Source organism: Desulfonatronum parangueonense (assembly GCF_054656975.1).
In genome coordinates this window covers 2566155-2587837 of the sequence record NZ_BAAHXH010000003.1, presented here as the reverse complement: position 1 = coordinate 2587837, position 21683 = coordinate 2566155, and the positions used below count along the sequence as shown (strand labels likewise).

At 55.0% G+C, this 21683-nt stretch carries 24 protein-coding genes; 20 read left to right on the top strand and 4 right to left on the bottom strand.

The window, feature by feature from the left end; translation table 11 throughout:
* The first annotated feature begins 225 nt into the window (after positions 1-225).
* The 7 genes from pstA (at position 226) to ACYQ15_RS11885 (ending at position 7727) form a co-directional block, all read left to right on the top strand.
* Positions 226-1899, top strand: coding sequence for a phosphate ABC transporter permease PstA (gene pstA / locus ACYQ15_RS11915; protein ID WP_459937733.1), 1674 nt, complete (start codon positions 226-228; stop codon positions 1897-1899).
* A gap of 114 nt (positions 1900-2013) precedes the next feature.
* Positions 2014-2820, top strand: a complete 807-nt coding sequence (gene pstB, locus ACYQ15_RS11910; RefSeq protein ID WP_459939580.1) for a phosphate ABC transporter ATP-binding protein PstB — start codon at positions 2014-2016, stop codon at positions 2818-2820.
* Between the two features lie 130 nt (positions 2821-2950).
* A complete protein-coding gene (locus ACYQ15_RS11905) occupies positions 2951-4813 on the top strand; it encodes an EAL domain-containing protein (protein ID WP_459937732.1) in 1863 nt (620 codons plus the stop codon).
* A gap of 362 nt (positions 4814-5175) precedes the next feature.
* On the top strand, positions 5176-5382 hold the full coding sequence (locus ACYQ15_RS11900; RefSeq protein WP_459937731.1) for a hypothetical protein: 207 nt from the start codon (positions 5176-5178) through the stop codon (positions 5380-5382).
* Positions 5375-5551 (top strand): type II toxin-antitoxin system HicA family toxin, encoded by a 177-nt coding sequence (locus ACYQ15_RS11895; protein ID WP_459937730.1) that lies wholly within the window; start codon positions 5375-5377, stop codon positions 5549-5551. Before ACYQ15_RS11900 ends, ACYQ15_RS11895 begins: the two co-directional genes overlap by 8 nt.
* A gap of 382 nt (positions 5552-5933) precedes the next feature.
* Complete coding sequence (locus ACYQ15_RS11890) at positions 5934-6962, top strand: ABC transporter substrate-binding protein (protein WP_459937729.1); 1029 nt, start codon at positions 5934-5936, stop codon at positions 6960-6962.
* 312 nt (positions 6963-7274) lie between these two features.
* Complete coding sequence (locus ACYQ15_RS11885) at positions 7275-7727, top strand: ABC transporter ATP-binding protein (protein ID WP_459937728.1); 453 nt, start codon at positions 7275-7277, stop codon at positions 7725-7727.
* A 170-nt stretch (positions 7728-7897) separates the two neighbouring features.
* On the opposite strand, the gene ACYQ15_RS11880 is transcribed toward ACYQ15_RS11885, so the two are convergent.
* Positions 7898-9877 carry an IS4 family transposase gene (locus ACYQ15_RS11880; protein WP_459937727.1) on the bottom strand — a complete coding sequence of 660 codons (1980 nt, stop codon included), beginning with the start codon at positions 9875-9877 and terminating at the stop codon, positions 7898-7900.
* 372 nt (positions 9878-10249) lie between these two features.
* Between ACYQ15_RS11880 and ACYQ15_RS11875 the strand changes: the two genes are divergently transcribed.
* From ACYQ15_RS11875 to ACYQ15_RS11830, 10 genes are all read left to right on the top strand, one after another.
* Positions 10250-11437 (top strand): response regulator, encoded by a 1188-nt coding sequence (locus ACYQ15_RS11875; protein ID WP_459937726.1) that lies wholly within the window; start codon positions 10250-10252, stop codon positions 11435-11437.
* Between the two features lie 21 nt (positions 11438-11458).
* Complete coding sequence (locus tag ACYQ15_RS11870; RefSeq protein WP_459937725.1) at positions 11459-11764, top strand: Hpt domain-containing protein; 306 nt, start codon at positions 11459-11461, stop codon at positions 11762-11764.
* Between the two features lie 298 nt (positions 11765-12062).
* Positions 12063-12515, top strand: coding sequence for a pyridoxamine 5'-phosphate oxidase family protein (locus ACYQ15_RS11865; RefSeq protein ID WP_459937724.1), 453 nt, complete (start codon positions 12063-12065; stop codon positions 12513-12515).
* 340 nt (positions 12516-12855) lie between these two features.
* Positions 12856-14058, top strand: a complete 1203-nt coding sequence (locus ACYQ15_RS11860) for a PQQ-dependent sugar dehydrogenase (RefSeq protein ID WP_459937723.1) — start codon at positions 12856-12858, stop codon at positions 14056-14058.
* Positions 14059-14288: 230 nt separating this feature from the next.
* On the top strand, positions 14289-14504 hold the full coding sequence (locus ACYQ15_RS11855; protein WP_459937722.1) for a hypothetical protein: 216 nt from the start codon (positions 14289-14291) through the stop codon (positions 14502-14504).
* Between the two features lie 169 nt (positions 14505-14673).
* Entirely contained in the window at positions 14674-15009 is a 336-nt protein-coding gene (locus tag ACYQ15_RS11850; protein WP_459937721.1) for a hypothetical protein, read from the top strand.
* A complete protein-coding gene (gene lnt / locus ACYQ15_RS11845) occupies positions 15006-16229 on the top strand; it encodes an apolipoprotein N-acyltransferase (protein ID WP_459937720.1) in 1224 nt (407 codons plus the stop codon). The genes ACYQ15_RS11850 and lnt overlap by 4 nt, the downstream gene beginning before the upstream one ends.
* Positions 16230-16294: 65 nt before the next feature.
* Positions 16295-16855, top strand: a complete 561-nt coding sequence (locus tag ACYQ15_RS11840; RefSeq protein WP_459937719.1) for an ACT domain-containing protein — start codon at positions 16295-16297, stop codon at positions 16853-16855.
* Positions 16856-17066: 211 nt separating this feature from the next.
* Positions 17067-17345, top strand: coding sequence for a type II toxin-antitoxin system Phd/YefM family antitoxin (locus tag ACYQ15_RS11835; protein ID WP_459937718.1), 279 nt, complete (start codon positions 17067-17069; stop codon positions 17343-17345).
* Positions 17345-17671 carry a type II toxin-antitoxin system RelE/ParE family toxin gene (locus ACYQ15_RS11830; protein ID WP_459937717.1) on the top strand — a complete coding sequence of 109 codons (327 nt, stop codon included), beginning with the start codon at positions 17345-17347 and terminating at the stop codon, positions 17669-17671. Before ACYQ15_RS11835 ends, ACYQ15_RS11830 begins: the two co-directional genes overlap by 1 nt.
* 104 nt (positions 17672-17775) lie before the next feature.
* Here the strand turns inward: ACYQ15_RS11830 and ACYQ15_RS11825 are convergent, their stop codons facing one another.
* Positions 17776-18510: a DNA alkylation repair protein gene (locus ACYQ15_RS11825; protein WP_459937716.1), complete on the bottom strand. Its 735-nt coding sequence runs from the start codon at positions 18508-18510 to the stop codon at positions 17776-17778.
* A 423-nt stretch (positions 18511-18933) separates the two neighbouring features.
* Here ACYQ15_RS11825 and ACYQ15_RS11820 point away from each other — a divergent pair, with 423 nt between their 5' ends.
* The 3 genes from ACYQ15_RS11820 to ACYQ15_RS11810 all read left to right on the top strand — a co-directional run bounded on the left by ACYQ15_RS11820 (position 18934) and on the right by ACYQ15_RS11810 (position 20686).
* Positions 18934-20046, top strand: a complete 1113-nt coding sequence (locus tag ACYQ15_RS11820) for an ATP-binding protein (protein ID WP_459937715.1) — start codon at positions 18934-18936, stop codon at positions 20044-20046.
* A 97-nt stretch (positions 20047-20143) separates the two neighbouring features.
* Entirely contained in the window at positions 20144-20461 is a 318-nt protein-coding gene (locus ACYQ15_RS11815; protein ID WP_459937714.1) for a type II toxin-antitoxin system HicB family antitoxin, read from the top strand.
* 27 nt (positions 20462-20488) lie between these two features.
* Positions 20489-20686, top strand: a complete 198-nt coding sequence (locus ACYQ15_RS11810; protein ID WP_459937713.1) for a hypothetical protein — start codon at positions 20489-20491, stop codon at positions 20684-20686.
* A 175-nt stretch (positions 20687-20861) separates the two neighbouring features.
* Here ACYQ15_RS11810 and ACYQ15_RS11805 read toward each other — a convergent pair whose 3' ends face one another.
* Both ACYQ15_RS11805 and ACYQ15_RS11800 read right to left on the bottom strand, forming a co-directional pair.
* Positions 20862-21224, bottom strand: coding sequence for a type II toxin-antitoxin system YhaV family toxin (locus ACYQ15_RS11805; RefSeq protein WP_459937712.1), 363 nt, complete (start codon positions 21222-21224; stop codon positions 20862-20864).
* A complete protein-coding gene (locus tag ACYQ15_RS11800; protein ID WP_459937711.1) occupies positions 21224-21538 on the bottom strand; it encodes a type II toxin-antitoxin system PrlF family antitoxin in 315 nt (104 codons plus the stop codon). Before ACYQ15_RS11800 ends, ACYQ15_RS11805 begins: the two co-directional genes overlap by 1 nt.
* Between the last annotated feature and the right edge of the window lie 145 nt (positions 21539-21683).

The window sequence follows — 21683 nt, the reverse complement described above, 5'->3', positions numbered from 1 at the left end:
GGTCGGGGTCGGTATCGGAATCGGTTTCGAGAAGGTTGTGGCTCCCTCCAAGGATTCGCTTCCGATCCCGATACCGATACCGACCCCGCCTGCGATGCCAAAGTCCGCAGGGCAGCAGCATGCTGAACAGTTACGATTATTTGACAGGGTGAACAGGACACAAATGCGTTGCGAGCGATGCGTCAACATGGGTAATTCCCGGTTATCAAGTTTGAGGATGATGGCATGAACGTACGGCAATGGTTCAAAAGCGGCTCCCCCTGGATCTGGCTGACCGGAGGAATGATCAGCCTGAGCATGATCATGGTGTTCGGGCTGCTGGCCCTGATCGCGGTGCGTGGTCTGGGTCATTTCTGGCCCGCACCGGTGGTGGAATTCGAGTTTCAGGCGGCTCCGGACAGCGTGGTCCGGGTGCTGGGTAACCCGGTCCGTTCCCAGAGCGTGGCCGGAAGCGTGCTGCGGGAGAGTGGACACCCCATTCCCGAAGACGTGGATCTGACGCAGCGATTCCTGATCAAGCAAGGCAACCGGGATCTGACGGGCCGCGATTTCGTCTGGTATCCGGAACCCCAGATCGTTTCCGAATGGACTACGCCCCGGGAGGCCATGGTCCTGGAGCGGCGGGAGTGGGGGAACTTCTTCGGCTTTCTGCGCGAGGTGCGGGAATCCGGGCAGGTTGTGGCCGAGGGATTCGCGGCACGAGCGGAACTGATCCCGCGCGTGGAGCGGGCCAATACCCTGGCCAAGGAAATCACCCGCATCGAGCGCCATGAAATCGGCGGGCTGAACCGGCAGATCGAGCGCATCCGCCTGGCGGAACGGCGCATCGAACTGGATCGGGAACTGGACGAGGCCACCCGACAGGAGCGGATGGCGGAATTTCGTGAGCAGCGGGATGAGCTGAATCGGCAATACGAGGTGATCAATACGCGCCGTCTGGAACTGGTGGCGGAAATGCGCCGTGATTCACTCCTGGCAGAGGCAGGCGACGGCAGAATTGTCGAGATCCCCGTGGCCAACGTGGTACACGCTTTCTGGCCCAACGACATGTCGCTCGCGCAGAAGGCGCATCATTATGTGACCATGATCTGGGAGTTCCTGAGCGGGTATCCGCGGGAGGCCAATACCGAGGGCGGCATTTTTCCGGCGATTTTCGGCACCGTGCTGATGGTCATTTTGATGTCCATCGTAGTTACGCCCATGGGAGTCCTGGCCGCGATCTATCTGCGGGAATACGCAAAGCAGGGTCTGCTGGTGCGCATCGTGCGCATTTCGGTGAACAATCTGGCCGGGGTGCCGTCTATTGTTTTCGGCGTGTTCGGTCTGGCGTTCTTCGTCTATTTCATCGGCGGCAATCTGGACAGAATGTTCTATGAGGAATCCCTGCCCTCGCCGACCTTCGGCACGCCGGGACTGCTCTGGGCCTCCCTGACCCTGGCCCTGCTCACCCTGCCCGTGGTCATCGTTTCCACCGAGGAGGGCCTGGCGCGGATTCCGAGTACCATCCGCCATGGCAGCCTGGCCCTGGGCGCAACCAAGGCCGAGACCCTCTGGCGGACGGTGATCCCGTTGTCCACTCCGGCCATGATGACCGGTTTGATTCTGGCCGTGGCCAGGGCTGCCGGGGAAGTCGCGCCGCTGATGCTGGTGGGCGTGGTCAAGCTGGCGCCCAACTTGCCCGTGGACGGCTATTTTCCCTACCTGCATCTGGAACGCAAGTTCATGCACCTGGGCTTTCATATCTTCGACGTGGGGTTCCAGAGCCCCAACGTGGAAGCATCACGACCCCTGGTCTATGCCACGGCCCTGACCCTGGTCGTGATCATCATTACCCTGAACCTGACGGCCATCACCATTCGGAACTACCTGCGCGAGAAGTATCGCAGTGAAAGTGATTGATTTCTGCTCGGGCGATCCAACACCTGACGGAAGGAAGACATGTACCCTCGGCAGCCTTCAACATTTGGAAAGAAAATGAACGCGACAAACAATACGACAAAAACCCATGGCATCATGAACGGTTTCTTCGCGGAGTCGGACCAGAAGAAACTGGATTTCAGCTCGGAGAGCATCGCCCTGGAAGTGGACAACCTGCAACTCTACTACGGCAAGGTCCATGCGTTAAAAAACATCAACATCAAGATCCCCAGCCGCCGCGTCACGGCGTTCATCGGACCCAGCGGGTGCGGCAAGTCCACCTTGTTGCGCTGCTTCAACCGGATGAACGATCTGATCGACATCTGCCGGATCGAGGGCAGCATCAACCTGGACGGCCGCAACATTTACGACCGCGGCGTGGACGTGACCGAATTGCGGCGTCGGGTGGGCATGGTCTTTCAGAAGCCGAATCCGTTTCCCAAATCCATTTACGAAAACGTGGCCTATGGGTTGCGGCTGCAAGGGGTGAAGGAGAGGAAAAAGCTGGACCAGGTCGTGGAGCACGCCCTGCGCGGCGCTGCCCTGTGGGACGAGGTCAAGGACCGGCTCCATGAAAACGCCTTCGGCCTCTCCGGAGGACAGCAGCAGCGCCTGGTGGTGGCCCGGGCCGTGGCCATCGAGCCGGAGGTGATCCTCCTGGACGAACCCTGTTCGGCCCTGGATCCCATTTCCACGGCCAAGATCGAGGAACTGATCTTCACGCTCAAAGAAAAATATACCATCGTCATCGTCACCCACAACATGCAGCAGGCGGCCCGGGTTTCCGACTACACCGCCTACATGTATCTCGGCGAACTCATCGAATACATGGACACGGTCTCCCTGTTCACCCAGCCCAAGGAAAAAGCCACGGAAGACTACATCACCGGCCGCTTCGGCTGATTCCAGGCTGCGTGAAACACCGTCCCGATGCGTCAGCCGGCCGCAAGGACAGAAACCCGGTATCTCAGCAAATCAGCAGAGTACGAAGCTTGCTCTAATCACTCAGCAACCTTTGCATCACAGGATGGTCATGAGCGCTCACGTTGATTGTTTCATGCCGCAAAAAGATTTGATTCCCAAGGACATTATTTCTTCCGCGGAAGGCGGCAAGGCCTTGTGCATGTCGGAGCTTCCGGACAAAACCACCCCCCGGGCCTGCGTGTTGATGCGTCATGTTCCCTGTGTCGCTCCGGACACCACGTTGACGGACGTCTATGACATCTTCCGGAAACACCAGAGCCTGATGGTCCTGCCCGTGGTCCGGGACGGTAAGCCGGTGGGTTTGATCAACAGGAACAAGCTCAACGAGATGTACAGCCTGCCGTTCACCAGGGAACTGCATGGACGAAAACCTATCAAGGCATACATGGTCGGCAATCCGGTGATTGTGGACAAGGACGTTTCTATCGACGACCTGGCCCGCATCATTATTGATGCCGGCATGCAGCACATGTACGACGGGTTTATTCTGACCGAAAACGGGAAATATGTCGGCATCGGCAACGGGCATGATCTGCTGAGCGCCATCACCGAACGCAAGCAGGCCCACCTGTATTATCTTGCTCATTATGACGCCCTGACCGGTCTGCCCAATCGGCTCCTGTTCAGGGACCGTCTGCTCCAGGCCTGCAACAGCGCGGATCGCAACGGGCATATGGTCGCGCTCCTGTTTCTGGACCTGGATCGGTTCAAGCTGATCAATGATACTTTGGGTCACGGGGTGGGCGACCTGTTGCTCAAAAAGGTGGCTGCCCTCCTGCGCGAATCGATCCGCAAGAAGGATACCGTGGCGCGACTGGGAGGGGATGAATTCACGATCATCCTGGATGATGTCGACTCCATGCAGAACGTGGCCCTGGTGGCCCAAAAAATTCTGCATTTCATCGCCCAGCCGTTTATCCTGGAAGGCAATGAGGTCGTGGTCACCACAAGCATCGGCTTGGCATTTTATCCCACGGATGCGCGGGATGCCGAGGAGCTGCAGAAGAACGCCGACGCGGCCATGTATCATGCCAAGGGAAGCGGAAAGAACAACTTTCAGTTCTACACGGCAAAGATGAATGAACTGATCGCCAACCGCCTGAGCCTGGAAAACAAGCTCCGCAGGGCCGTGGAAGAGAACCAGCTCCTTCTGCATTACCAGCCCCAGGTCGAACTCTCCACGGGTCGGGTTGTCGGCGTGGAAGCGCTTTTGCGATGGAATCATCCCGTCGAAGGATTTATTCCGCCGTTAGCGTTCATCCCCCTGGCCGAGGAACTGGGGCTGATGGCCTCCATCGGAGAATTTGTGCTCCGGGAGGCCTGCATGCAGAACAAGCGGTGGCAGGATCAGGGCATCTATGTCTGCATGGCGGTGAATCTGGCCGGCTGGCAGCTGGAACAGCCGGACTTCGCGGAAACCGTGGGCCGCATCCTGCGGGATACCGGTCTGGACCCCCGCTGCCTGGAACTGGAACTGACCGAGAAGGTGCTCATGAAGAACATCGATCAGGCCCTGCGGACCTTGAACGAACTGGGGAAGATGGGCGTGCTGGCGGCCATCGATGATTTCGGTACGGGATACTCATCCCTGAGCTATCTGCTCAACCTGCCCATCGACACATTGAAAATCGACAAATGTTTCATCCAGAGCATCGGCCGCCAGGAAGACGGGGCAACCATCGCCACGGCGGTCATCGCCCTGGCACGCAGCCTGAAGCTCAGCGTGGTGGCCGAGGGCGTGGAAACCGAGGAGCAGCGTCAGTTTCTCAGCGAGCAGGGCTGTGACTTCATCCAGGGATACCTCTTCAGCCGCCCCATGGCCGCCCCCGACCTCACCCCGCTGCTTCTCAAACACGCCTCCCTCCCCACTCAACGCAAACTGAACTGCTCCGCCGAAACGATCAACCCATGAGCATGACGCGGCTTATGAAATGCCCGCGTATCCCGCCTGGGCTTTCGGCCGATTTTAATGACCAGCTTGGGTCTGAGTCCACTATATGCCCGGCCGGAAATGAGATCAGGCTCTCAAAAGTCTTCGTTCTAGTAATGTCAGCATGTCGCGACGGCAGTCGGAAATTTTTTAATGGTTGCGTAATCAATGTCTCTGTTTTATCTGAATTGACAGTTGGTTAAATGGAAGTCTGAGGTACTCGGTGAACCGTTATCCGACGATTTCTGGAAAAGCGCTGATAGACTTCAGCACCTGAGTCTTGGAGTTGTCCGGAACTTTAGAATCAATTGTTAAGGACACTCCATATCCTTGAGGAGATCATCATGGAACTTTCAGCTATATTGACACCCGCTCCGGAGGGGGGCTACGTGGCCTTCAACCCCGAAACCGGCACCACCACACAGGGTGAAACTGTCGAGGAAGCATTGAACAATCTTCGCGAGGCAACAGAGCTTTACCTGGAGGAATTTCCGCTTTCCATCAGCGGACGTCCCTTGCTGACCACCTTCCAAGTATCGGCGTATGCCTAAGCTGCCCGTCGTCTCAGGTGCAGATGCTATTCGTGCGTTGGAGCGCCTGGGCTTCGTGGCAGTACGCCAGCGTGGCAGCCATATTGTCATGCGCCGCGGTTCTTCAGGCTGCGTTGTGTCCAACCACAACGAGTTGAAAGTCGGCACCCTCCTCGGCTTGCTCAAATAGGCGGGCGTATCCCCCGACGAGTTCATCAAGTCGCTCCATGCCTAACCTATTGCTCCTCAACCACACCACCTTCCCCACAACGCAAGCTGAACTGCTCTGCTGAAACGAGCACAATTGCGGCATGATCGCCGATGATGCTCTGGTCCCTGTCCGTCCCAATGTGATGCCCCTGGAATTCCAATACTCCACATAACCCATTCCGCTGACTCATCCCCATAAATCCCATCGCCTATAGCCCATAGCCCTCAACCCGCATCTCGTTACAAAAAATCAACACGACTGTAACACAACCGAGTTGATTCCAATGCACCAATCCAAATAAGTTCAACAGTGACGATTATGTATCGTCACTGTTGAACATCATCATTAAAGGAGCAATGGAATGAAAATGAAGTTGTACATCAAGTTGGGGATCGCCTCTCTTCTTGCGCTGTTCATCTGCGTGAGCATGCTTTCTACGAATGTCCAGGCAGATGAGATCACCGTCTACACCTCGTACGAGGAAGACGAAGCCGCGGCGTTTCTGGCCGCGATGCAGCGCGATCTGCCGGATCTGAAAGTGAACATGCTGCGCCTTTCCACGGGGGATCTGCATGCCCGGATGCTCGCCGAGGCCGCGAATCCGCGCCATGACGTGATTTGGGGCTGGGCCGTGACGAACATGGTTGATCCCCGGATTCTGGACATGCTGGAGCCCTATGAGCCAAAGGGGATTGAGCGCGTTCCGGCCCGGTTTCGGGATCCGGAGAACCGCTGGTTCGCCAAGACCGGTTACATGGCCGCCTTTTGCGTGAACAACGAGGTCCTGGCCCGCAAGAACCTGCCCATGCCCACGTCCTGGGAGGATCTGTTGAAGCCCGAGTTCAAGGGGGAAGTGGTCATGCCCAACCCGGCGAGTTCCGGCACCGGATACCTGCAGATCGCCTCGATTCTGCAAATGAAGGGCGAGGAAGATGGCTGGCAATACCTGGAAGGATTGGACAAGAACATCGCGCAGTACATCAAAAGCGGTTCCCGGCCCTGCAACATGGCCAGCGCCGGGGAGTTCGCCGTGGGAGCTTCCTTCGCCCTGCGCGCCATTAAGAATATCGGTGAAGGATATCCCATCACCATGGTCATTCCCGCCGAAGGCGCCGGCAATGAACTGGAAGCCACCGGACTGATGAAATCCTCGCGGAACAAGGAGGCGGCCAAGCGATTTATCGACTGGACCCTCTCCGATGCAGCGGTGCAGGAGTATTACAACTGGAAAGAGATCGTCACAGTCAGCGGCGGAACCATGCCGGAATCTTTCCGCAAGGCAGGGCTGCCCGAAGACATCGGTTCGGTGATGGTGGACATGGACTTCGGCTGGTCCGCAGCCAATCGCGACCGCATTCTACAGGAATGGCAGACGAGATTGGAGCGCTGATCTGTTTGTCCGCGAGCTCCCGATCCGGAGCGGGAACGCAAGAATGGATGCACGGCCGCCGCGATGCGACGGCCGCACATCCTGAAACACGAGCAACTATTCAGTATGCGACTGGTGTTGCCGAGTTGGGCATCGGAGTCGGGATCGCTATCGAGATCGGTATCGATAATGAATTCAGGGGGCATTGGACATCTCGAAACGATTTCAAACCGATTTCGATACCGATACCGATACCGACCCCGACCCCGATTTACGTGGGGTATCCCACAAAACGTGCTGAGCAGTGATAAACACGATTGCAAAGGTGATAGCATGTCCCTGGAAATTCGCAATGTTACCAAGATGTTCGGCGAGCTGAAGGCGTTGGACGATGTCTCCATTTCCATCGAACTCGGCTCTCTGGTTTGCTTTCTCGGACCGTCAGGATGCGGGAAGACGACGTTGCTGCGGGTGATTGCCGGACTTGAACGCCAGGACCGGGGTGAATTGGCCCTGAACGGAGAGGATTTGTCCCTGGTTCCAGCTCGCGATCGCAATTTCGGCGTTGTTTTTCAGTCCTATTCCCTCTTCCCGAACATGACCGTTGCGGCCAACGTCGCCTATGGCCTGGAATGCCGCAATTGGGCGAAAGACCCTATCTCCCGGCGGGTGAAGGAAATGCTCAACCTGGTGCATCTCAATGATCAGGCCGCCAAATTCCCCCACCAACTTTCAGGCGGCCAGCAGCAACGCGTTGCCCTGGCCCTGCCCTTTACCCACAATTAATTCGCCGACGTTTTCCTGTTCCATTAACCATACCCCGTAGCACATGGCTTGCATTTTTTCGTAGCCCTTCCAGAGAATTTGATGGCCAGGAGGCGGATCGTTTTTTCGACCGAGGTATCCGCCAAGATTTGCAACCAACTGAACTGCATTAAACACGCAGTGAGGAGGATTTAAGAAGTTTTTTTTGAAAAAGCTTCAAGAACTCGCAGCTCCAAGCTGGAGAACAGGATATCCGCCAGCAAGTCCGGGGTCTCACGGCCAAGCAGGGTCATGAGCATGATTCGCCAAGCAATGACCATTTTGATGGCAATGGCCCGACGCAGTCGTTCGGCTGTCTCGTGAGCGAGATCTTCAATGCGGCAACCGGACTTGAGGACGCGATGCCAGTCCTCGATGCGCCAACGCAACTGGTACCAATTCAAGCATATTTTTGCATCATCGAAGGATGCGACCGCAATGGTCGTCAAAAGAAACCATTCGACCCGGTCGTCGTTGGCCGGCGGATGTTTCTCCCGTATATGCACCACCCAGATGTCCACCGGCAGTTTCTCGAGATTGGAGCCAGGAGGCCGAATTTGAACGGGCATGGCGCGCAGTTCCAGAACCGCCTTACGTTCACCTCTTTTCGCCCGGGCCTTTTGCTTGGACTTTTTGGGCCGCGCACTTTGACGCGGCACGGAGATTTCAATCCTGCCCAAAGCTTTTTGTTCGGCAACGGTTGCAAACAGTTTGCCGGGTTCACCGCCGATGTTGCGATCATGCTTAGCCCGTACCAGGAGATCCACGCTTGAGTTGGCACGTTGCTCGTCGAATAGCTCGAAGAAATCCGCCTCACGGTCGCAGACATGAATCAGACGTGTACCAGGCAGCTGTTCTTTTATTTCGACAAGGTCACGATGGTGCTCAATCCAATCAAATGTTTTCTTTTCCTCGATGGGCACTGTACTGGATGGCCGTTTTTTTTCTTCCGGGGACAAGGGTTCCGGAGCCTTGCACGAGCCTTTCAAAATACCCAAGGGAAGGCCTTGCGTATTCACCACATACGTCGAGCACATTCTCAAACCTCGTGTCTGCGCACCGGTCTGGTTGCACCCTATAACCCCCAATCCCTGGCATTTGGACAGATTGTTGTAGTTCAGGTCCGACTTGTCCGTGATGCACAAGACGACCTGCTCCGCCTGCATGCGCCGTATCGTCCGCTCCCGATGCGGCAAGAGAATGTTTTCCATCGTCATCGCGGAGTCGTCAGGCTGGTCGATCATACGGTAATACCCCTTGGTCGCCGCCCAGTCTCCCTTGGCAACTCCGCTGTACGAACTGCCTGGTTTGTCAGAAAATTCTTTTGCACAGCGCACGAGCCTTTTGCGCAATCGGGCATCCCCAATCGGAGCGTTTGCGAATTCGTTTTGCGCCCATTGATCCGCATCCAGGCCGTCAGTAAGCTCAAGGGGGCCAGGAACCTCTTTCGGCGCGACTCCCATGTGCTCCCGAAAATCTTGGTCGAGCGCAAAGACGTAAATGTCCTTGATGTTGAGAGCTGGATCACGATGATTATCTTGCCTACCGCGCCCTTTTGTGCACCCAACATGGACCCAGTTCGCTGCCCGAAAACACGTTCCTGTGCTCGATTCCACGAATGTTTCTACAAGCAATGGGTTGTAATTATATGCATATTTAAAATCCTGGGCCATTGCCGCCAGCCCCATGCTCAACACTTTTGAGGCCAAATTGCGGCAATGGACACCAGGACGGATCAAAAAACGATTCAAACCAATGATATAATGCAAATACGCTCGACGCTGTTCGTAGCTCCAGCCGATCCATGCGTCGCGATCAGCCAAATGCAAGGCCGCGGCGGCAAAACCCAAACCGCCTAGCAATCCATGATCAGATTTGACCAGATATCGCAATTGTCGCCCAACAAGAGGCCCAGCGCCATGAGGATGGTAGGTAATCATCATTTCGTTCCAGGTGCGCATCTGCATGTCTGTGCGTACCAAGGTAAGCTGCAAGCCCTTCAGATCCTGAGCCTGACAAGGAACGTTAAGTGGCTCGGGAAGAGGTGCATGTAAGCGGCGGGGCGTTCGAATCTGCGGTTGTTTTTTCCCCGCTGGCAAGACAAAATGCCCTGCCCTTTCCAATTCGCGCAATGCCTTGATGCATCCTCCAGTCTGCTCCAACCCACGCGTGTCGAAAAAGTCGAAGTGCTGACAAACGGCTGACGCTAGAGAATTTCTGGTTGAATGTTCCTGCTTCCCAATCATCCCGCGCAAATATTTCAAGTTGGCAGGCTGGGCCAAAATCCGCTTGAGTTGGTTTTGTGTCTCCATGCGTAGAGCATAAACAACTTTGTTTCCGTTGTTCCGTTTTTTCTATGGGTAAAGGGCAGAGCTAGGCGACGGATCTGCATGATTTGGTTGCGAAGCTGAAGAAGTTGTAAGCCGAAATGAATGAATATTTTGTCAGATCACTGGGAAACGTGAATCCGGAGAAAAAGCTGCGATCCATTGTTGAGGCTGCCAATGGGTAACTCGACTGGGAAGTACGCCGCGACGACATCCTCCGGTCTCGCAACGCCGGATCATTTCGCGGATTCAGGCTCCGTGCTTATTGTTGACGACGATCCTGTTTTTGCCTGGATACCAGAAAAAATCCTCACCAACGCCGGGTATCGCGTTTTCAAGGCTGAAACCGGAACTGCCGGACTGGATTCCATTCGCCGGATGCGTCCCCATCTCGTCCTGTTGGACGTCATGCTTCCTGACGGCAGCGGGGCTTCCTGGAAGATGCTGCCCAAGGAAGCCAATGGAGGGGCGGCGGCCCTGACCGCCATGGATGCATCCCACCAGGCGGGTGAACCCTTTGGCCTGGTGTTGATCGACATGCACATGCCGGACATGGATGGCGCGGCACTGGGCAGCGCCGTCAAAGCCGACCAGAGGTTCTCGGATATCGCCTTGATCCTGATCACCGCCCTGGGAGCGCCTGGAGATGCCCGACGATTCGCCGAACTTGGCTTTGCCGCCTTTTTGAACAAGCCCGTACGCCAATCAGAACTGCTCGACACCATTCTCTTCGTCCTGAACAACCCGAGGGTGAAATCCGCGAAAAATCCCATCGTTACGCGGCACATGGCCCGAGAAAGACTTCGCCGGAGTCTTCCCCGGCCCAGTTTCTCCGGCAAGGTGCTTGTGGTTGACGACAACCAGGTGAATCAGCAGGTCGCTTTGGGCATCCTTCAAAAAATGGGTCTAGACGTCGCAACGGCATCCAATGGACGGGAAGCGCTGGAAGCTCTGTCCAGCACGAAGTTCAATCTTGTATTCATGGACGTCCAAATGCCGGAGATGGACCGGCTCGAGGCAACCAAACTGATAAGGAGTCAGGAATCGGAAAACGAAAGTCGGGAGCCGGAAATCAGAGGCCGGATCTCGGATGTTGGAAGAATTCCGATCATCGCCATGACCGCCGGCGCCATGCAACATGATCGGGAAATGTGCCTGGAGGCCGGCATGGACGATTATGTGGCCAAGCCCGTGAATCCCTCGACCTTGGCCAACATCATGGAAAAATTCCTGCCTGTTTCTCCAGGTCGGCCGGATGGAAACGATTCTGTTCGGCGGGACGCTGCCTCGACTCCATGGCAATCAACACCGCCTCCTGATTCAGGTCAGACACCCCATGGCGAAAACCTGCCGATCTTTGACTAGGGTCAGTTGCTGCACCGGGTGATGAACGATCACGACCTGGCACAAGAGGTGTTGAGTGCGTTTATCGGGGATACGCCACAGAGATTGGAAACGTTGCGGGAATGCGTCAGAGTCGGCGACATTCTGAGAGTCCGGGCAGAAGCCCATACCCTCAAGGGGTCAGCTCAGAACGCCGCATGTCCATCTCTGGCCGCCGCGGCCAGGAAACTGGAACAAGTCGCTCAGGGAGACAATATCCGCTTGATGGCCGAACTACTGCACGAAATAGAGAAACAGTTTGCTGCACTCAAAGACCTTCAGGGTCAAAGGCAGCCAGGATATTTTTGACCGGGCCTTCTGTGGACGACACGGCTAACCGGATCTGCTGCAACAACCGGGCATTCCTGTGCAAAGATTACAACTTATGCGGAGTTTGATGATCTTGCTCCTGAGTCCACGCTCCAGCCGAAAACTGGGCTCTATGCATTACACCGCTGCCGCACCGGGCTGCGGAACTCGCAGGATTTATTCTCATTGTTGCCCAAGTTATTGAGCAGTTCCGCTTTATGAAAGACTGGTATTCAGTAAACAGGATTGGAAATTCTGAATTCATAGGAAAGCCGGAATCCGTTCGAGTGAGAAAACAATGAGACGTAAAGATCGAGCAGTAGACATTGAGGAGGCAAGAAGCCTCCTCGGAACAGCGGAATTCGGCATCTTGTCCATGGCGTCCCTGAATGGCGCACCCTACGGCATTCCTCTGAACTTCGCCTTTGATGGCGACTGCATCTACTTCCACTGCGCTCCGGAGGGAAAGAAGATCGAGTTGCTTTCCGTCAACGGAAAAGTCTCGTTTTGCGTGGTCGGCAAGACAGAGGTGCTGCCTGAAAAGTTCGGAACAAAATACGAAAACGTTGTTGCCGCGGGGATAGCGGAAGAGCTTTTCGATGAGGAAAAAAAGGAAGGACTGGTCTTGCTCGTCAGGAAATATTCACCCGACTACTTCAAGGAAGGGCTCGAATACATGGACAGATTCTTCTCCAAGACCAAGGTTTTCAGGATCCGCCTGGAGACGATTACGGGCAAGGCCCACAGATGAGGGACACCTGAAGCAGGTCGCACAATGATGCTGCTGCGAGGAGAGTGGAAAGACGGGGTCGTGCCACCTTGTGACACTTGGGTCACATCCAGTGGACTGACATGCTTCAGATAACTATATCTTCATAAAAAAGGTGACTGCTCAAAAAATTATGGCAATCAACGAAAAATTCCGGGAGCGCCGCACCCCAGTGCGACCGCGGTGTATCGCGATCAGGACAAAGTTCCGACTGGAGCACAACCCCAGTCGCTGAATCACGAAACTCCATTCCGGAGCACTCCTTGCACGGTAAATCTCATCGCCCAACCTTTGAGCAGTTACTAAAAAAGGAGATGAAGCCATGAAACCATTTTCCTTCTTGCCCGTTATTTACTCGAAGCTGTCTCGTTCCGGGGCCATGCTTGTCTTGACTGTAACTCTGGTCTTCATGCCGGCATGCGGCAATGCCGAACAGGCAGCCTATCACGTCGTCACGGTCGCCGAGGGGCTGGACACGCCCTGGGCCATGACCTTCTTGCCGGGCGACGGTCGCATTCTGGTAACCGAGCGTGGCGGGAGGCTGCGGATCGTCGATCCGGGCAGCGGCGATATCGACGAGCTGACAGGCGTGCCGGAGGTCGATGCGCGCAACCAGGGAGGGCTCCTGGACATCGCCGTTCATCCCGCCTTTCCCGAGGAGGCCTGGATCTACCTGACCTGGGCGGGTGAGGACCAGGGCCGCACCGCCACCCATCTGGGCCGAGCCATGCTCGATCTGGACGCGCTTGCGCTCTCGGACCTCGAAGTGCTGTATGTCGCCGATCCGTTTTTTGACTCGACGGCGCATTACGGTTCACGCATCGTGTTTCGCGACGGCTATGTCTTCGTCGGCTTCGGCGACCGCAACTTCAAGAACTTCGGCCCCGAGCACATCTCCCAGGATCTCTCCAACGCCAATGGCGCAACCATCCGTCTGACCCTGGACGGCTCGGTGCCGGAGGACAACCCCTTTGTCGATCAGCCGGACGCGGATCCGGCCATCTGGTCCTACGGGCACCGCAATATCCAGGCCATGACGGTTCATCCGGAAACCGGCGCGATCTGGCTGGCGGAGCACGGCGAGTCGGGCGGCGACGAGATCAACATCGTGACCCGGGGCGGCAACTATGGCTGGCCCCTGGCCAGCTACGGCGTGGACTATCGCACAGGCCAACCTTTCGCCATTCCCCATGACGAGACCGACGAGTTCATCGCGCCGGTCTTCCACTGGGGCCCGGGCCGCACGGACCACTTCCCGCCCTCGGGCATGACCTTCTACATCGGCGAGGCCTTTGCCCAATGGCAGGGCCATCTGCTTGTGGGCAACCTCTTTCACCGTTACCTGGGCCTTTTTGCCGTGGATGGGGAATCCGTCTCGCCTCCGGAACGGCTTCTCGAAGGCGAGGGCTTGCGGATCCGCGACGTGGCCGTGGGCCCGGACGACGGCTTCATCTACGTGATAGCCGACGACGGTGACTCCCCGCTGCTGCGCCTCGAGCCGGTTGCCAACGACACTCGGCAGTAATGGAATAACCTCACAATTACGGGCATGAACTTCAAATTCATGCCCGAACTTCAACTTGCTTCATGCGTCCGGCAATGGTTCGATGAACGAATCCTGGTACAGTCAGACAGGCGATGCCAAAAAATCGAGACAAGCCGGAACAATCCTTGTCTTGTTGCGAGATGTTCCGAGTAGTTACGAAGCATCAAGCATCCTGTAGGCACGGCTTACGAAAGCATGGCCAGGGGGTGATGTCCCAGGAACAAATCGGCTGGCGGACCATGATGCTCACTGACGAATACGACAAGCCCATCCTGGACAATACCGAGAATTCGGACATCGTCCTCGACATGCGCGATAGAACGAACCCAGGCCTCCAAATGCGTCCACCGCGCTTCATGCCGGAACATGCGTCATCACCCCGTCCCGACGTCCTGAATAACTGCAGTCGCGGTCATTTTCCATGACCGGCCCCTCTCCCTCCCTCGCATGCGCCTGCCGTTGTCGACATGACCACTTCAAGAAGACTCCCTATGGGTTTCAGGGGGTGATCAAAATACAATGTGGCAGAGTTCTTTCTCTCTAAACTGCAGGACGGTGCTGTTTTCTTGGGCACCCCTTCTGGCTGCTGCCATAATGCTCGGCGTGTTCTCCCCATTGGAAAACTCTCCCTGGCTGGCCTGTGTTCTGCTTGCGCCACTGATTCATATGCTGCGGCATGGCGGACAAACGGGAATCTTGAAGGGATTGATTGCCGGATGGATCTTTGGAACCCTCAGTTGGGCTTCCGGTACCCTTTGGCTGCTGAATGCCATGGAAACCCTGATGAATCTCCCTCTCTGGCAATCCGGGCTATCCCTGGTCGGCATCTGGCTTTACCAGGGGATCCCCTTTGCCCTGTTCGGGGCGGTCTGCGGCTGGATGAATCAGAGGGGGGCTCCGGGAGTCCGCTTTTCTGCGCCTGTCTTTTGACCTTACTGATTTATCTGCGTCCTGCTTTATTCCCGGTTTCTTGGGCGGTAACGGCGGCCTTATGGCCTGAGTTCATCCAGATTGCCGATCTTGGCGGAGAGCTGCTGGTCTGTTTTTGTCTGATCTGGGCCAACTGCCTGACATCGGATCTCTTTTCCGGGATCAGGCAGCGTGATGTTAAGGCCTTCGGGGTGAGTTTCCTTTGCCTTTTCATTCTTCTGGCTGCGGTTCTCGGATACGGAGTCTGGCAAATTTCCACTCTTCACGGCGATGCACAGAAAGTCGAAGGACAGAGCCTGAGTGTGGCTTCGGTGCAGCCGGTTGTTCCCGTTCGCTGGGATGAGAAAGGATTGGAGAACTTCAGAACCGATGAGGCTCTGACCCTGCAGGCGCTGATCAAGAACCGGGATCTTGTTCGGGGCGCGGATCTCCTTGTGTTTCCAGAGCTTCCTCGGTTTGACTGCCGCTCAGAGGAATTTGAAGACAGCGGACTTAAGGCAGAATTAGAGCGCCTTCTCGTTCCGGTTCTACTGCATGGGCACGAGGAGATTTTGGCCCTGGAGGCTCCCGTGATACAGAGAGCGGATGCGGATGATCGCATGATTGTTGAACAGAGAATTGATGCCCGGTACAGCACTGTTTTCCACTTGGCCCCCGGGAAAGAATGCGCTCCGGCCTATAGAAAAAGGATTCCGGTTCCTTTTTCAGAAACCAGCCTGTATGCATATTTCTTTCCGGAAAAAGAAGTGAAACCGGTTCGAAAACTTTGGTTGTCCAGAGGCGAGAGCCCCGGCCTTGTTCATATAGGGTCATTTGCGGTCCAGCCCTTGATCTGTTTTGAAAGCGGCTTTGCAAGCCTTGTCCGGGAAGGTGTTGCCCAGGGAGCCAATCTTTTGGTGGAAGTTTCCAATGATGGCTGGTTTTTCAGCCGGAGAGCGGAAATGAAGCATTTGGGTATGGCGGTTTTTCGTGCAGTGGAGTTTCGGCGTCCCCTGGTCCGGTGCAGCAATTCAGGAAGCGGCGCCCATGTCAAGGCAACCGGCGAGATTATGACTGGCTCTTTGACGCCCCATGGCAAGGTCGTTGTCACTCGGGAAACGCTCTTCTTTCCTGATGTTCTGACAGTGTTTGCACGGTGGGGAAATGTCTGGCTGTGGGGTGCATTTTTGATCGTCATCTGGCAGTTTCGAGGTGCAATTGGCCCGAGCAGGAAGAGCTGACGATTTTGTTGATTCTCTTCAGAAGTGAGCAGTAATCTTATTGAACTGAAGTCTTGACGGATGGCATGATTTGCTATTTAGAAATTCATGCGTGCTCACTTCAAAAGGAGAAATCAATGTTTCGTAAAAAGCCCCTGCTCTTTTGTGTCTTGATGTTGATGCTTCCGCAGTTTGTCCTGGCTACTGGCGGGGTCAACGAGGATAACTGCAAAGCCGTCGGTTCCGTGGTGGTCAAGTGCTATGACTGCCAAGCCGGCGCGCAGCGTTATCTGGGCAATGTGGCTGTCCTGACAGGCTATGAAGAGGCCCAAGGCAAAAAATTCTGTGTGGTGTCAGCTGAAGCGATACAGGCATGCTCCCGGGCATTTGGGGTTCCTGAGTATAACATTGGATACTACACCAAGTTCAAAATCGGGATCGATATCAAGGAAGAGACTTACAGAACATCTTGCGTTGAAGCTGTAGGTAATAGGACAAAAGGAATCAAGCACTGCATCACCCTGGAAGTACGTTCGTCCCTCTCGGCGGTGGGTTTCCTGGCGCTGATCACGACCCGCCTTGCCCGCGCGGGCATCAGCGTCAATCCGCTTTCGGCCTTCCATCATGATCACCTGTTCGTCCCCTGAGAAATGAAAGAGCGCGCCCTGGCGGAACTCTTTGAGCTGAGCCGTTCGCGTTGAAATCACTCTTGTGCAGCCAGCAATTGGAGGCAATTACATCGCCGGTGACTCCGGGCAGGATTCGGCAGATGAGTTTGCTGGTCTACGATTTCCTGATGTTGACTACATTTGACATGCTGTCCGATTTTGATACCTTTTTCGGACTGGAGGTAAGTAAATGAATATTACAAATGATATCAAACCGGTAACTTTTCTGAAATCCCGAGCGGCCGATCTACTGAATCAAATTAATGAGACACGTCGGCCTGTCATAATAACCCAAAACGGTGAGCCCAGGGCAGTATTACAGGATCCCAAAAGCTATGAAAACATGCGCAACGCTATTGGCATCTTGAAGCTTATATCCGAAGGTGAATCCGATGCCAGAGAAGGGCGAGTTAAAAGCCAGGAAGATGTTTTCAATAGTATTGAGAATGGATTGCGGGAAAGTAGTTAATGAACGAGAAATATCAAGTTGTTTGGGCTGAAATAGCGCAAAATGACTTGAAAATAATCATTGATTATATTGCACTGGATAGTCCTGAAGATGCCAAACGAATTCTTCAAAAGATCAGGCAAACGACATCGACGCTCTATATAATGCCGGATCGTGGCCGAATTGTTCCCGAATTAAAAGAACAGGGAATAAATGTATACCGTGAGTTGATTGTTGCCCCCTGGCGAGTGATATACAGAGCATCAGATACAAAAGTTATTGTGTTATCAGTTATTGATTCGAGACGAAATGTTGAAGATGTTTTACTGGATCTATTTTACAGATAATTGTATTACTAGCCAAACCGCTGTAGGTGACAGTGTAATTGCATGCTGAGCAGCACGTTCGATTTTCCCGTCGTCAGTGTATAATTGCTTGGCTTGTCAATTTTTCAGCGGTCCGGCACAACCTTCACCGCGACTCTTCCCATTGCTTCGTCCCTCCATTCCTTCGGCATTTTTTCGATTGCATAGCGCAAGGCGGTCCTGGGCATGATTGCTTTTCTGGCGAGAACATACTCGAAGACTTCTTTTTGATGCACCTGCCCGGCTGACTTCAGCATCCATCCGTACCCCTTCCGAACCAGGTCGTCTGCGTCCATGAGCACGATGTCGGCCATTGCAAACACTTCCTTCAGGAATTTTCCCCGCCTGGCCGGAATGATCAGGGACACCGCGGAGGCGCGGCGCATCCAGCGGTTGGGGGATATGGCCCAGGTTTGCAGATTGGGCAGGCTTTCCGGATACATTTCGAGAAACGAGCCCACGGTATGGTTGCAGAGTGTGTCACAGGAAGCCCAGTTGGCGACGTAGCGGTTGACCCATCTTTCAAAGACCAGAAAATCGCCGGGTTCGTAATGTTTCCGCAGGGCATGGGACCAGTTGCAGGCAATGAAGCTTTCTTCCAGATATCCCGATTGCCACAGCTCTTCACAAAGATCGAAAATCGTCTCCTTGCCCGATTTGCTGATCTCCTTGAAATACTTCTTCGCGATCCTGGTCACGACGGCCGTTCTGACCCCGTAGAGCTGGACCTGTTCCCGAAAGAACCGCTGTCCGCTGGTTTTCGTTTGCGGATCCGCTTCCTGCTCCAGCTCCGCTCGTATTCTCCGGACAATGTCGCTCATATATTGCTCCTTGCGTGTTTCCTGCATGTTTGAACATCTGCATCCGCAGGAAAAACATCGACAAGTCGCCTGTCATGTAAAAAATCCTGCGGAGAGAGTATGAAAATTCACCATGGAACCTCTTTTGCAATGACACAACATGCTCAACGGGGCCGGAACGAGCCGGAGTATGAAGGAGTTCAGGAAGGCAATCGAAGGGCGGGAACAGCCGCATGATGTGGGCAAGGACGAAATGGGGGTTCTAAGGCAAAATACAGTCTGTTTTGGGAAGCAAATATGGAAAATACAAGAGATTAGCTCTGTCCCTGCTCCCGAAAGCTGCCTTGGTCATGGATAAACTACCTTGTAAATTCATCACGTGATGGATAAATTGCAAGGACGCATCCTCCTTTCATCCAGTCGGCTCTGAAACGTCAATCCGCGGTGGCCCTGATCGGGCCGCGTCAGGTGGGGAAAACCACGCTGGCCTTGGCCAACGGCAATGACCTTCCATCGCTGTATCTTGACCTCGAAAGTCCCGGAGATCGTCAGAAGTTGGCGGAACCGGTTCTTTTCCTGAGCAGGTATGAGGACCGCCTGGTCATCCTTGACGAGATACACCGTGTGCCGGAACTGTTTCAGTCCTTGCGAGGCATCATCGACCAGGGACGAAACCGTGGACGGCGTGTCGGCCGGTTTCTGCTTCTCGGCTCCGCTTCCATTGAGTTGCTCAGGCAGTCGGGCGAAAGCCTTGCCGGTCGGATCGCTTATGTGGATATGGGGCCGTTCGATGTGCTGGAGGTTGCGGATGTTCCATCGAAACAGTTCGACCTCTGGGTTCGTGGCGGTTTCCCGGACAGTTTTCTCGCTGAAGACGACCCGACAAGCCTGGCCCTGCGAAAGGATTTCATCCGGACCTATCTGGAGCGGGATGTTCCGATGTTCGGTCCGCGCCTGCCCGCGGAGACGATGCAACGATTATGGACCATGCTTGCGTACGGGCAAGGCACGCTCCTGAACGCCTCCCGCATTGCGGCGAGCCTTGGGGTCAGCGCTCAAACCATAACGCGGTATATCGACCTGCTCGTGGACCTGCTGCTGGTGCGCAGGCTATCGCCTTTCCATGTCAATCTGGGCAAGCGACTCGTCAAGTCACCAAAAATCTATGTGCGCGACAGCGGCCTGCTGCACGCACTACTGGACATCACGGACCATAATGAACTTGCCGGGCATCCCGTGGCCGGCGCGAGCTGGGAGGGATTCGTGATCGAGAATCTCCTGGCCGCGGCCCCGGTTCGGACCCGGGCGAACTTCTTTCGTACGGCAGCGGGCGCCGAAATCGACCTGCTGCTGAGACTTCCCGGTGGCGAACTCTGGGCCGTCGAAATCAAGAACAGCCTTTCCCCCAGACCTGAAAAAGGATTCCATCTCGCCCTTACGGACGTGAATCCTTCCAGGGCATTCGTCGTCTATCCGGGCGAAGAACGGTATCCGATCAGTGAAACCACGGAAGTCGTCAGCCTCAATGAAATGTGCATGATACTGGCGGCAGGGTAAGCTGGAATGCATTCGTCGCTTTCGGCGGTCGGCTTCCCGGCGCTGATCACGACCCCCTGGCTATCGAAAAATTGGAGGTAAGCCATGGCGGCAAAGAATGATAAATAATACGTATCGGGTTACCTGGTCCGAGGATGATAGCGAGTATGTGGGCCTGTGCGCCGAATTCCCCAGCTTAAGCTGGCTGACTGAAACACCGGAAAAGGCTTTGAAGGGAGTCCGGAATCTTGTAGCGGATATACTGCTGGACATGAACAATGCTGGCGAGCCGATTCCAGAACCAATCGCAAGCAAGCAATTCAGCGGAAAATTCATGGTCCGGGTACCGCCCGAGGTTCATAGGAAACTGGCCATTCAAGCCGCTGAAGGCGGCGTAAGCCTGAATCGCATTGCCAGCTCCAAATTGAGCCAATAATCCGCGCACGCAGTAGGGGGGCGCGCGGTGACCCAGGCGTTCCTGAAGATGAAGAAGTTCGACCTGGCAAAGCTCAAGCAGGCCTACGAACAGTTCCAGCAGCAGCCCGATCCGTTCCGCCGATTCACGACATCACAACGAATAACCGCCTTAATCAAAATCGGTTTGACGGCCGGATTTGGACTCGATGATGAGCGGTTCCAGGAATCGGGGGGATGGCCTTGAGCGAGCATCTTTTGGAAAACAGCATGCCAGTCCGTTGAAAAATCCCCAATTGCTGCGTCTCTTCAAAAATTCAAACTCTCACGTATGACAAAATACGCTTCGTTCTTGAACTTTTTTTGCTCCTTGCACTTGGGGTTTTTGAACGGACTGTGGATTAGGACTTTTCAATATTCAGTTACGAATCGGTTTTCCCATGGGCTTGTCGCAAGGTCTTTTCATCGTTGACCCAGGCATGGATAATGATTTTAGCGGTGGAGTCGTAACGGAAGAACAGACGAAAGCGTCTGCCGATCTTGGCCCTGCGCCAGTGGCGATGGGCCTTGCCCAGGGTTGTGCCCTGACGATAGACCGAGCGGCTTGGGTCGCTTGGAATGGTTTCCAGTATCAGCCGCGAAAGGGCATGAAAAAGTTTGGCGTTGGCATTGCTCTGCCAGTCTGAGGGAGTCGCCGCCCTGGCCCGTTCACAGGCCTCGGAAAGCCGTTCCAGTTGCCGGAGCAGGCAGTCATGAAAGAGCAATGTCCACCCGTGGCGCTGCATTACAGGGCCACGTTCCCGGAGATTTCCTGATCAAGGTCTTGGTCATGTTCACATGCCGCGACCAGACTTTTGACAAGGTCGTCCGGGAGAGTGGAAACATGGCGGCCATGGGCGATGTCCTGTTCCAGCAGATTCAGGAAAGATTCCAGGGCCGGATCGGTGTGCTCATCCTCCCCGGTGATCACAATTTCATCACCGCACAGGGTGAAGGCCAGCTTGGAACCGGCATCAAGGCCCAAGGCCTGACGAATTGATTTGGGCAGGGTGACTTGGCCCTTGGAAGTCATGGTGGCCACTTCGCGGATTGTCGTCATGCTCTCTTCTCCATCTTTTTGCTCGCGGTAAGAATTTCTCCTTACACGGTCAAGCTGACGCATTCATTCTTGCCAATGTAAAAGGACATGGCTCTACCCATAGTATCTATTCAGTAAATCCGTGAAAAAGATCTGGATACCGGCA

What these genes read in the sequence shown, in the direction of transcription:
- ACYQ15_RS11885 (WP_459937728.1), top strand. Translation starts at nt 7,275, where the DNA reads ATGTCCCTGGAAATTCGCAATGTTACCAAGATGTTCGGCGAGCTGAAG.
- ACYQ15_RS11875 (WP_459937726.1), top strand. Translation starts at nt 10,250, where the DNA reads ATGGGTAACTCGACTGGGAAGTACGCCGCGACGACATCCTCCGGTCTC.
- ACYQ15_RS11870 (WP_459937725.1), top strand. Translation starts at nt 11,459, where the DNA reads ATGAACGATCACGACCTGGCACAAGAGGTGTTGAGTGCGTTTATCGGG.
- pstA (WP_459937733.1), top strand. Translation starts at nt 226, where the DNA reads ATGAACGTACGGCAATGGTTCAAAAGCGGCTCCCCCTGGATCTGGCTG.
- ACYQ15_RS11805 (WP_459937712.1), bottom strand. Translation starts at nt 21,224, where the DNA reads ATGCAGCGCCACGGGTGGACATTGCTCTTTCATGACTGCCTGCTCCGG.
- ACYQ15_RS11800 (WP_459937711.1), bottom strand. Translation starts at nt 21,538, where the DNA reads ATGACGACAATCCGCGAAGTGGCCACCATGACTTCCAAGGGCCAAGTC.
- ACYQ15_RS11850 (WP_459937721.1), top strand. Translation starts at nt 14,674, where the DNA reads ATGCTCGGCGTGTTCTCCCCATTGGAAAACTCTCCCTGGCTGGCCTGT.
- ACYQ15_RS11905 (WP_459937732.1), top strand. Translation starts at nt 2,951, where the DNA reads ATGAGCGCTCACGTTGATTGTTTCATGCCGCAAAAAGATTTGATTCCC.
- ACYQ15_RS11860 (WP_459937723.1), top strand. Translation starts at nt 12,856, where the DNA reads ATGAAACCATTTTCCTTCTTGCCCGTTATTTACTCGAAGCTGTCTCGT.
- ACYQ15_RS11825 (WP_459937716.1), bottom strand. Translation starts at nt 18,510, where the DNA reads ATGAGCGACATTGTCCGGAGAATACGAGCGGAGCTGGAGCAGGAAGCG.
- ACYQ15_RS11855 (WP_459937722.1), top strand. Translation starts at nt 14,289, where the DNA reads ATGTCCCAGGAACAAATCGGCTGGCGGACCATGATGCTCACTGACGAA.
- ACYQ15_RS11865 (WP_459937724.1), top strand. Translation starts at nt 12,063, where the DNA reads ATGAGACGTAAAGATCGAGCAGTAGACATTGAGGAGGCAAGAAGCCTC.
- ACYQ15_RS11835 (WP_459937718.1), top strand. Translation starts at nt 17,067, where the DNA reads ATGAATATTACAAATGATATCAAACCGGTAACTTTTCTGAAATCCCGA.
- ACYQ15_RS11815 (WP_459937714.1), top strand. Translation starts at nt 20,144, where the DNA reads ATGATAAATAATACGTATCGGGTTACCTGGTCCGAGGATGATAGCGAG.
- ACYQ15_RS11900 (WP_459937731.1), top strand. Translation starts at nt 5,176, where the DNA reads ATGGAACTTTCAGCTATATTGACACCCGCTCCGGAGGGGGGCTACGTG.
- ACYQ15_RS11895 (WP_459937730.1), top strand. Translation starts at nt 5,375, where the DNA reads ATGCCTAAGCTGCCCGTCGTCTCAGGTGCAGATGCTATTCGTGCGTTG.
- ACYQ15_RS11830 (WP_459937717.1), top strand. Translation starts at nt 17,345, where the DNA reads ATGAACGAGAAATATCAAGTTGTTTGGGCTGAAATAGCGCAAAATGAC.
- ACYQ15_RS11890 (WP_459937729.1), top strand. Translation starts at nt 5,934, where the DNA reads ATGAAAATGAAGTTGTACATCAAGTTGGGGATCGCCTCTCTTCTTGCG.
- ACYQ15_RS11840 (WP_459937719.1), top strand. Translation starts at nt 16,295, where the DNA reads ATGATTTGCTATTTAGAAATTCATGCGTGCTCACTTCAAAAGGAGAAA.
- pstB (WP_459939580.1), top strand. Translation starts at nt 2,014, where the DNA reads ATGAACGGTTTCTTCGCGGAGTCGGACCAGAAGAAACTGGATTTCAGC.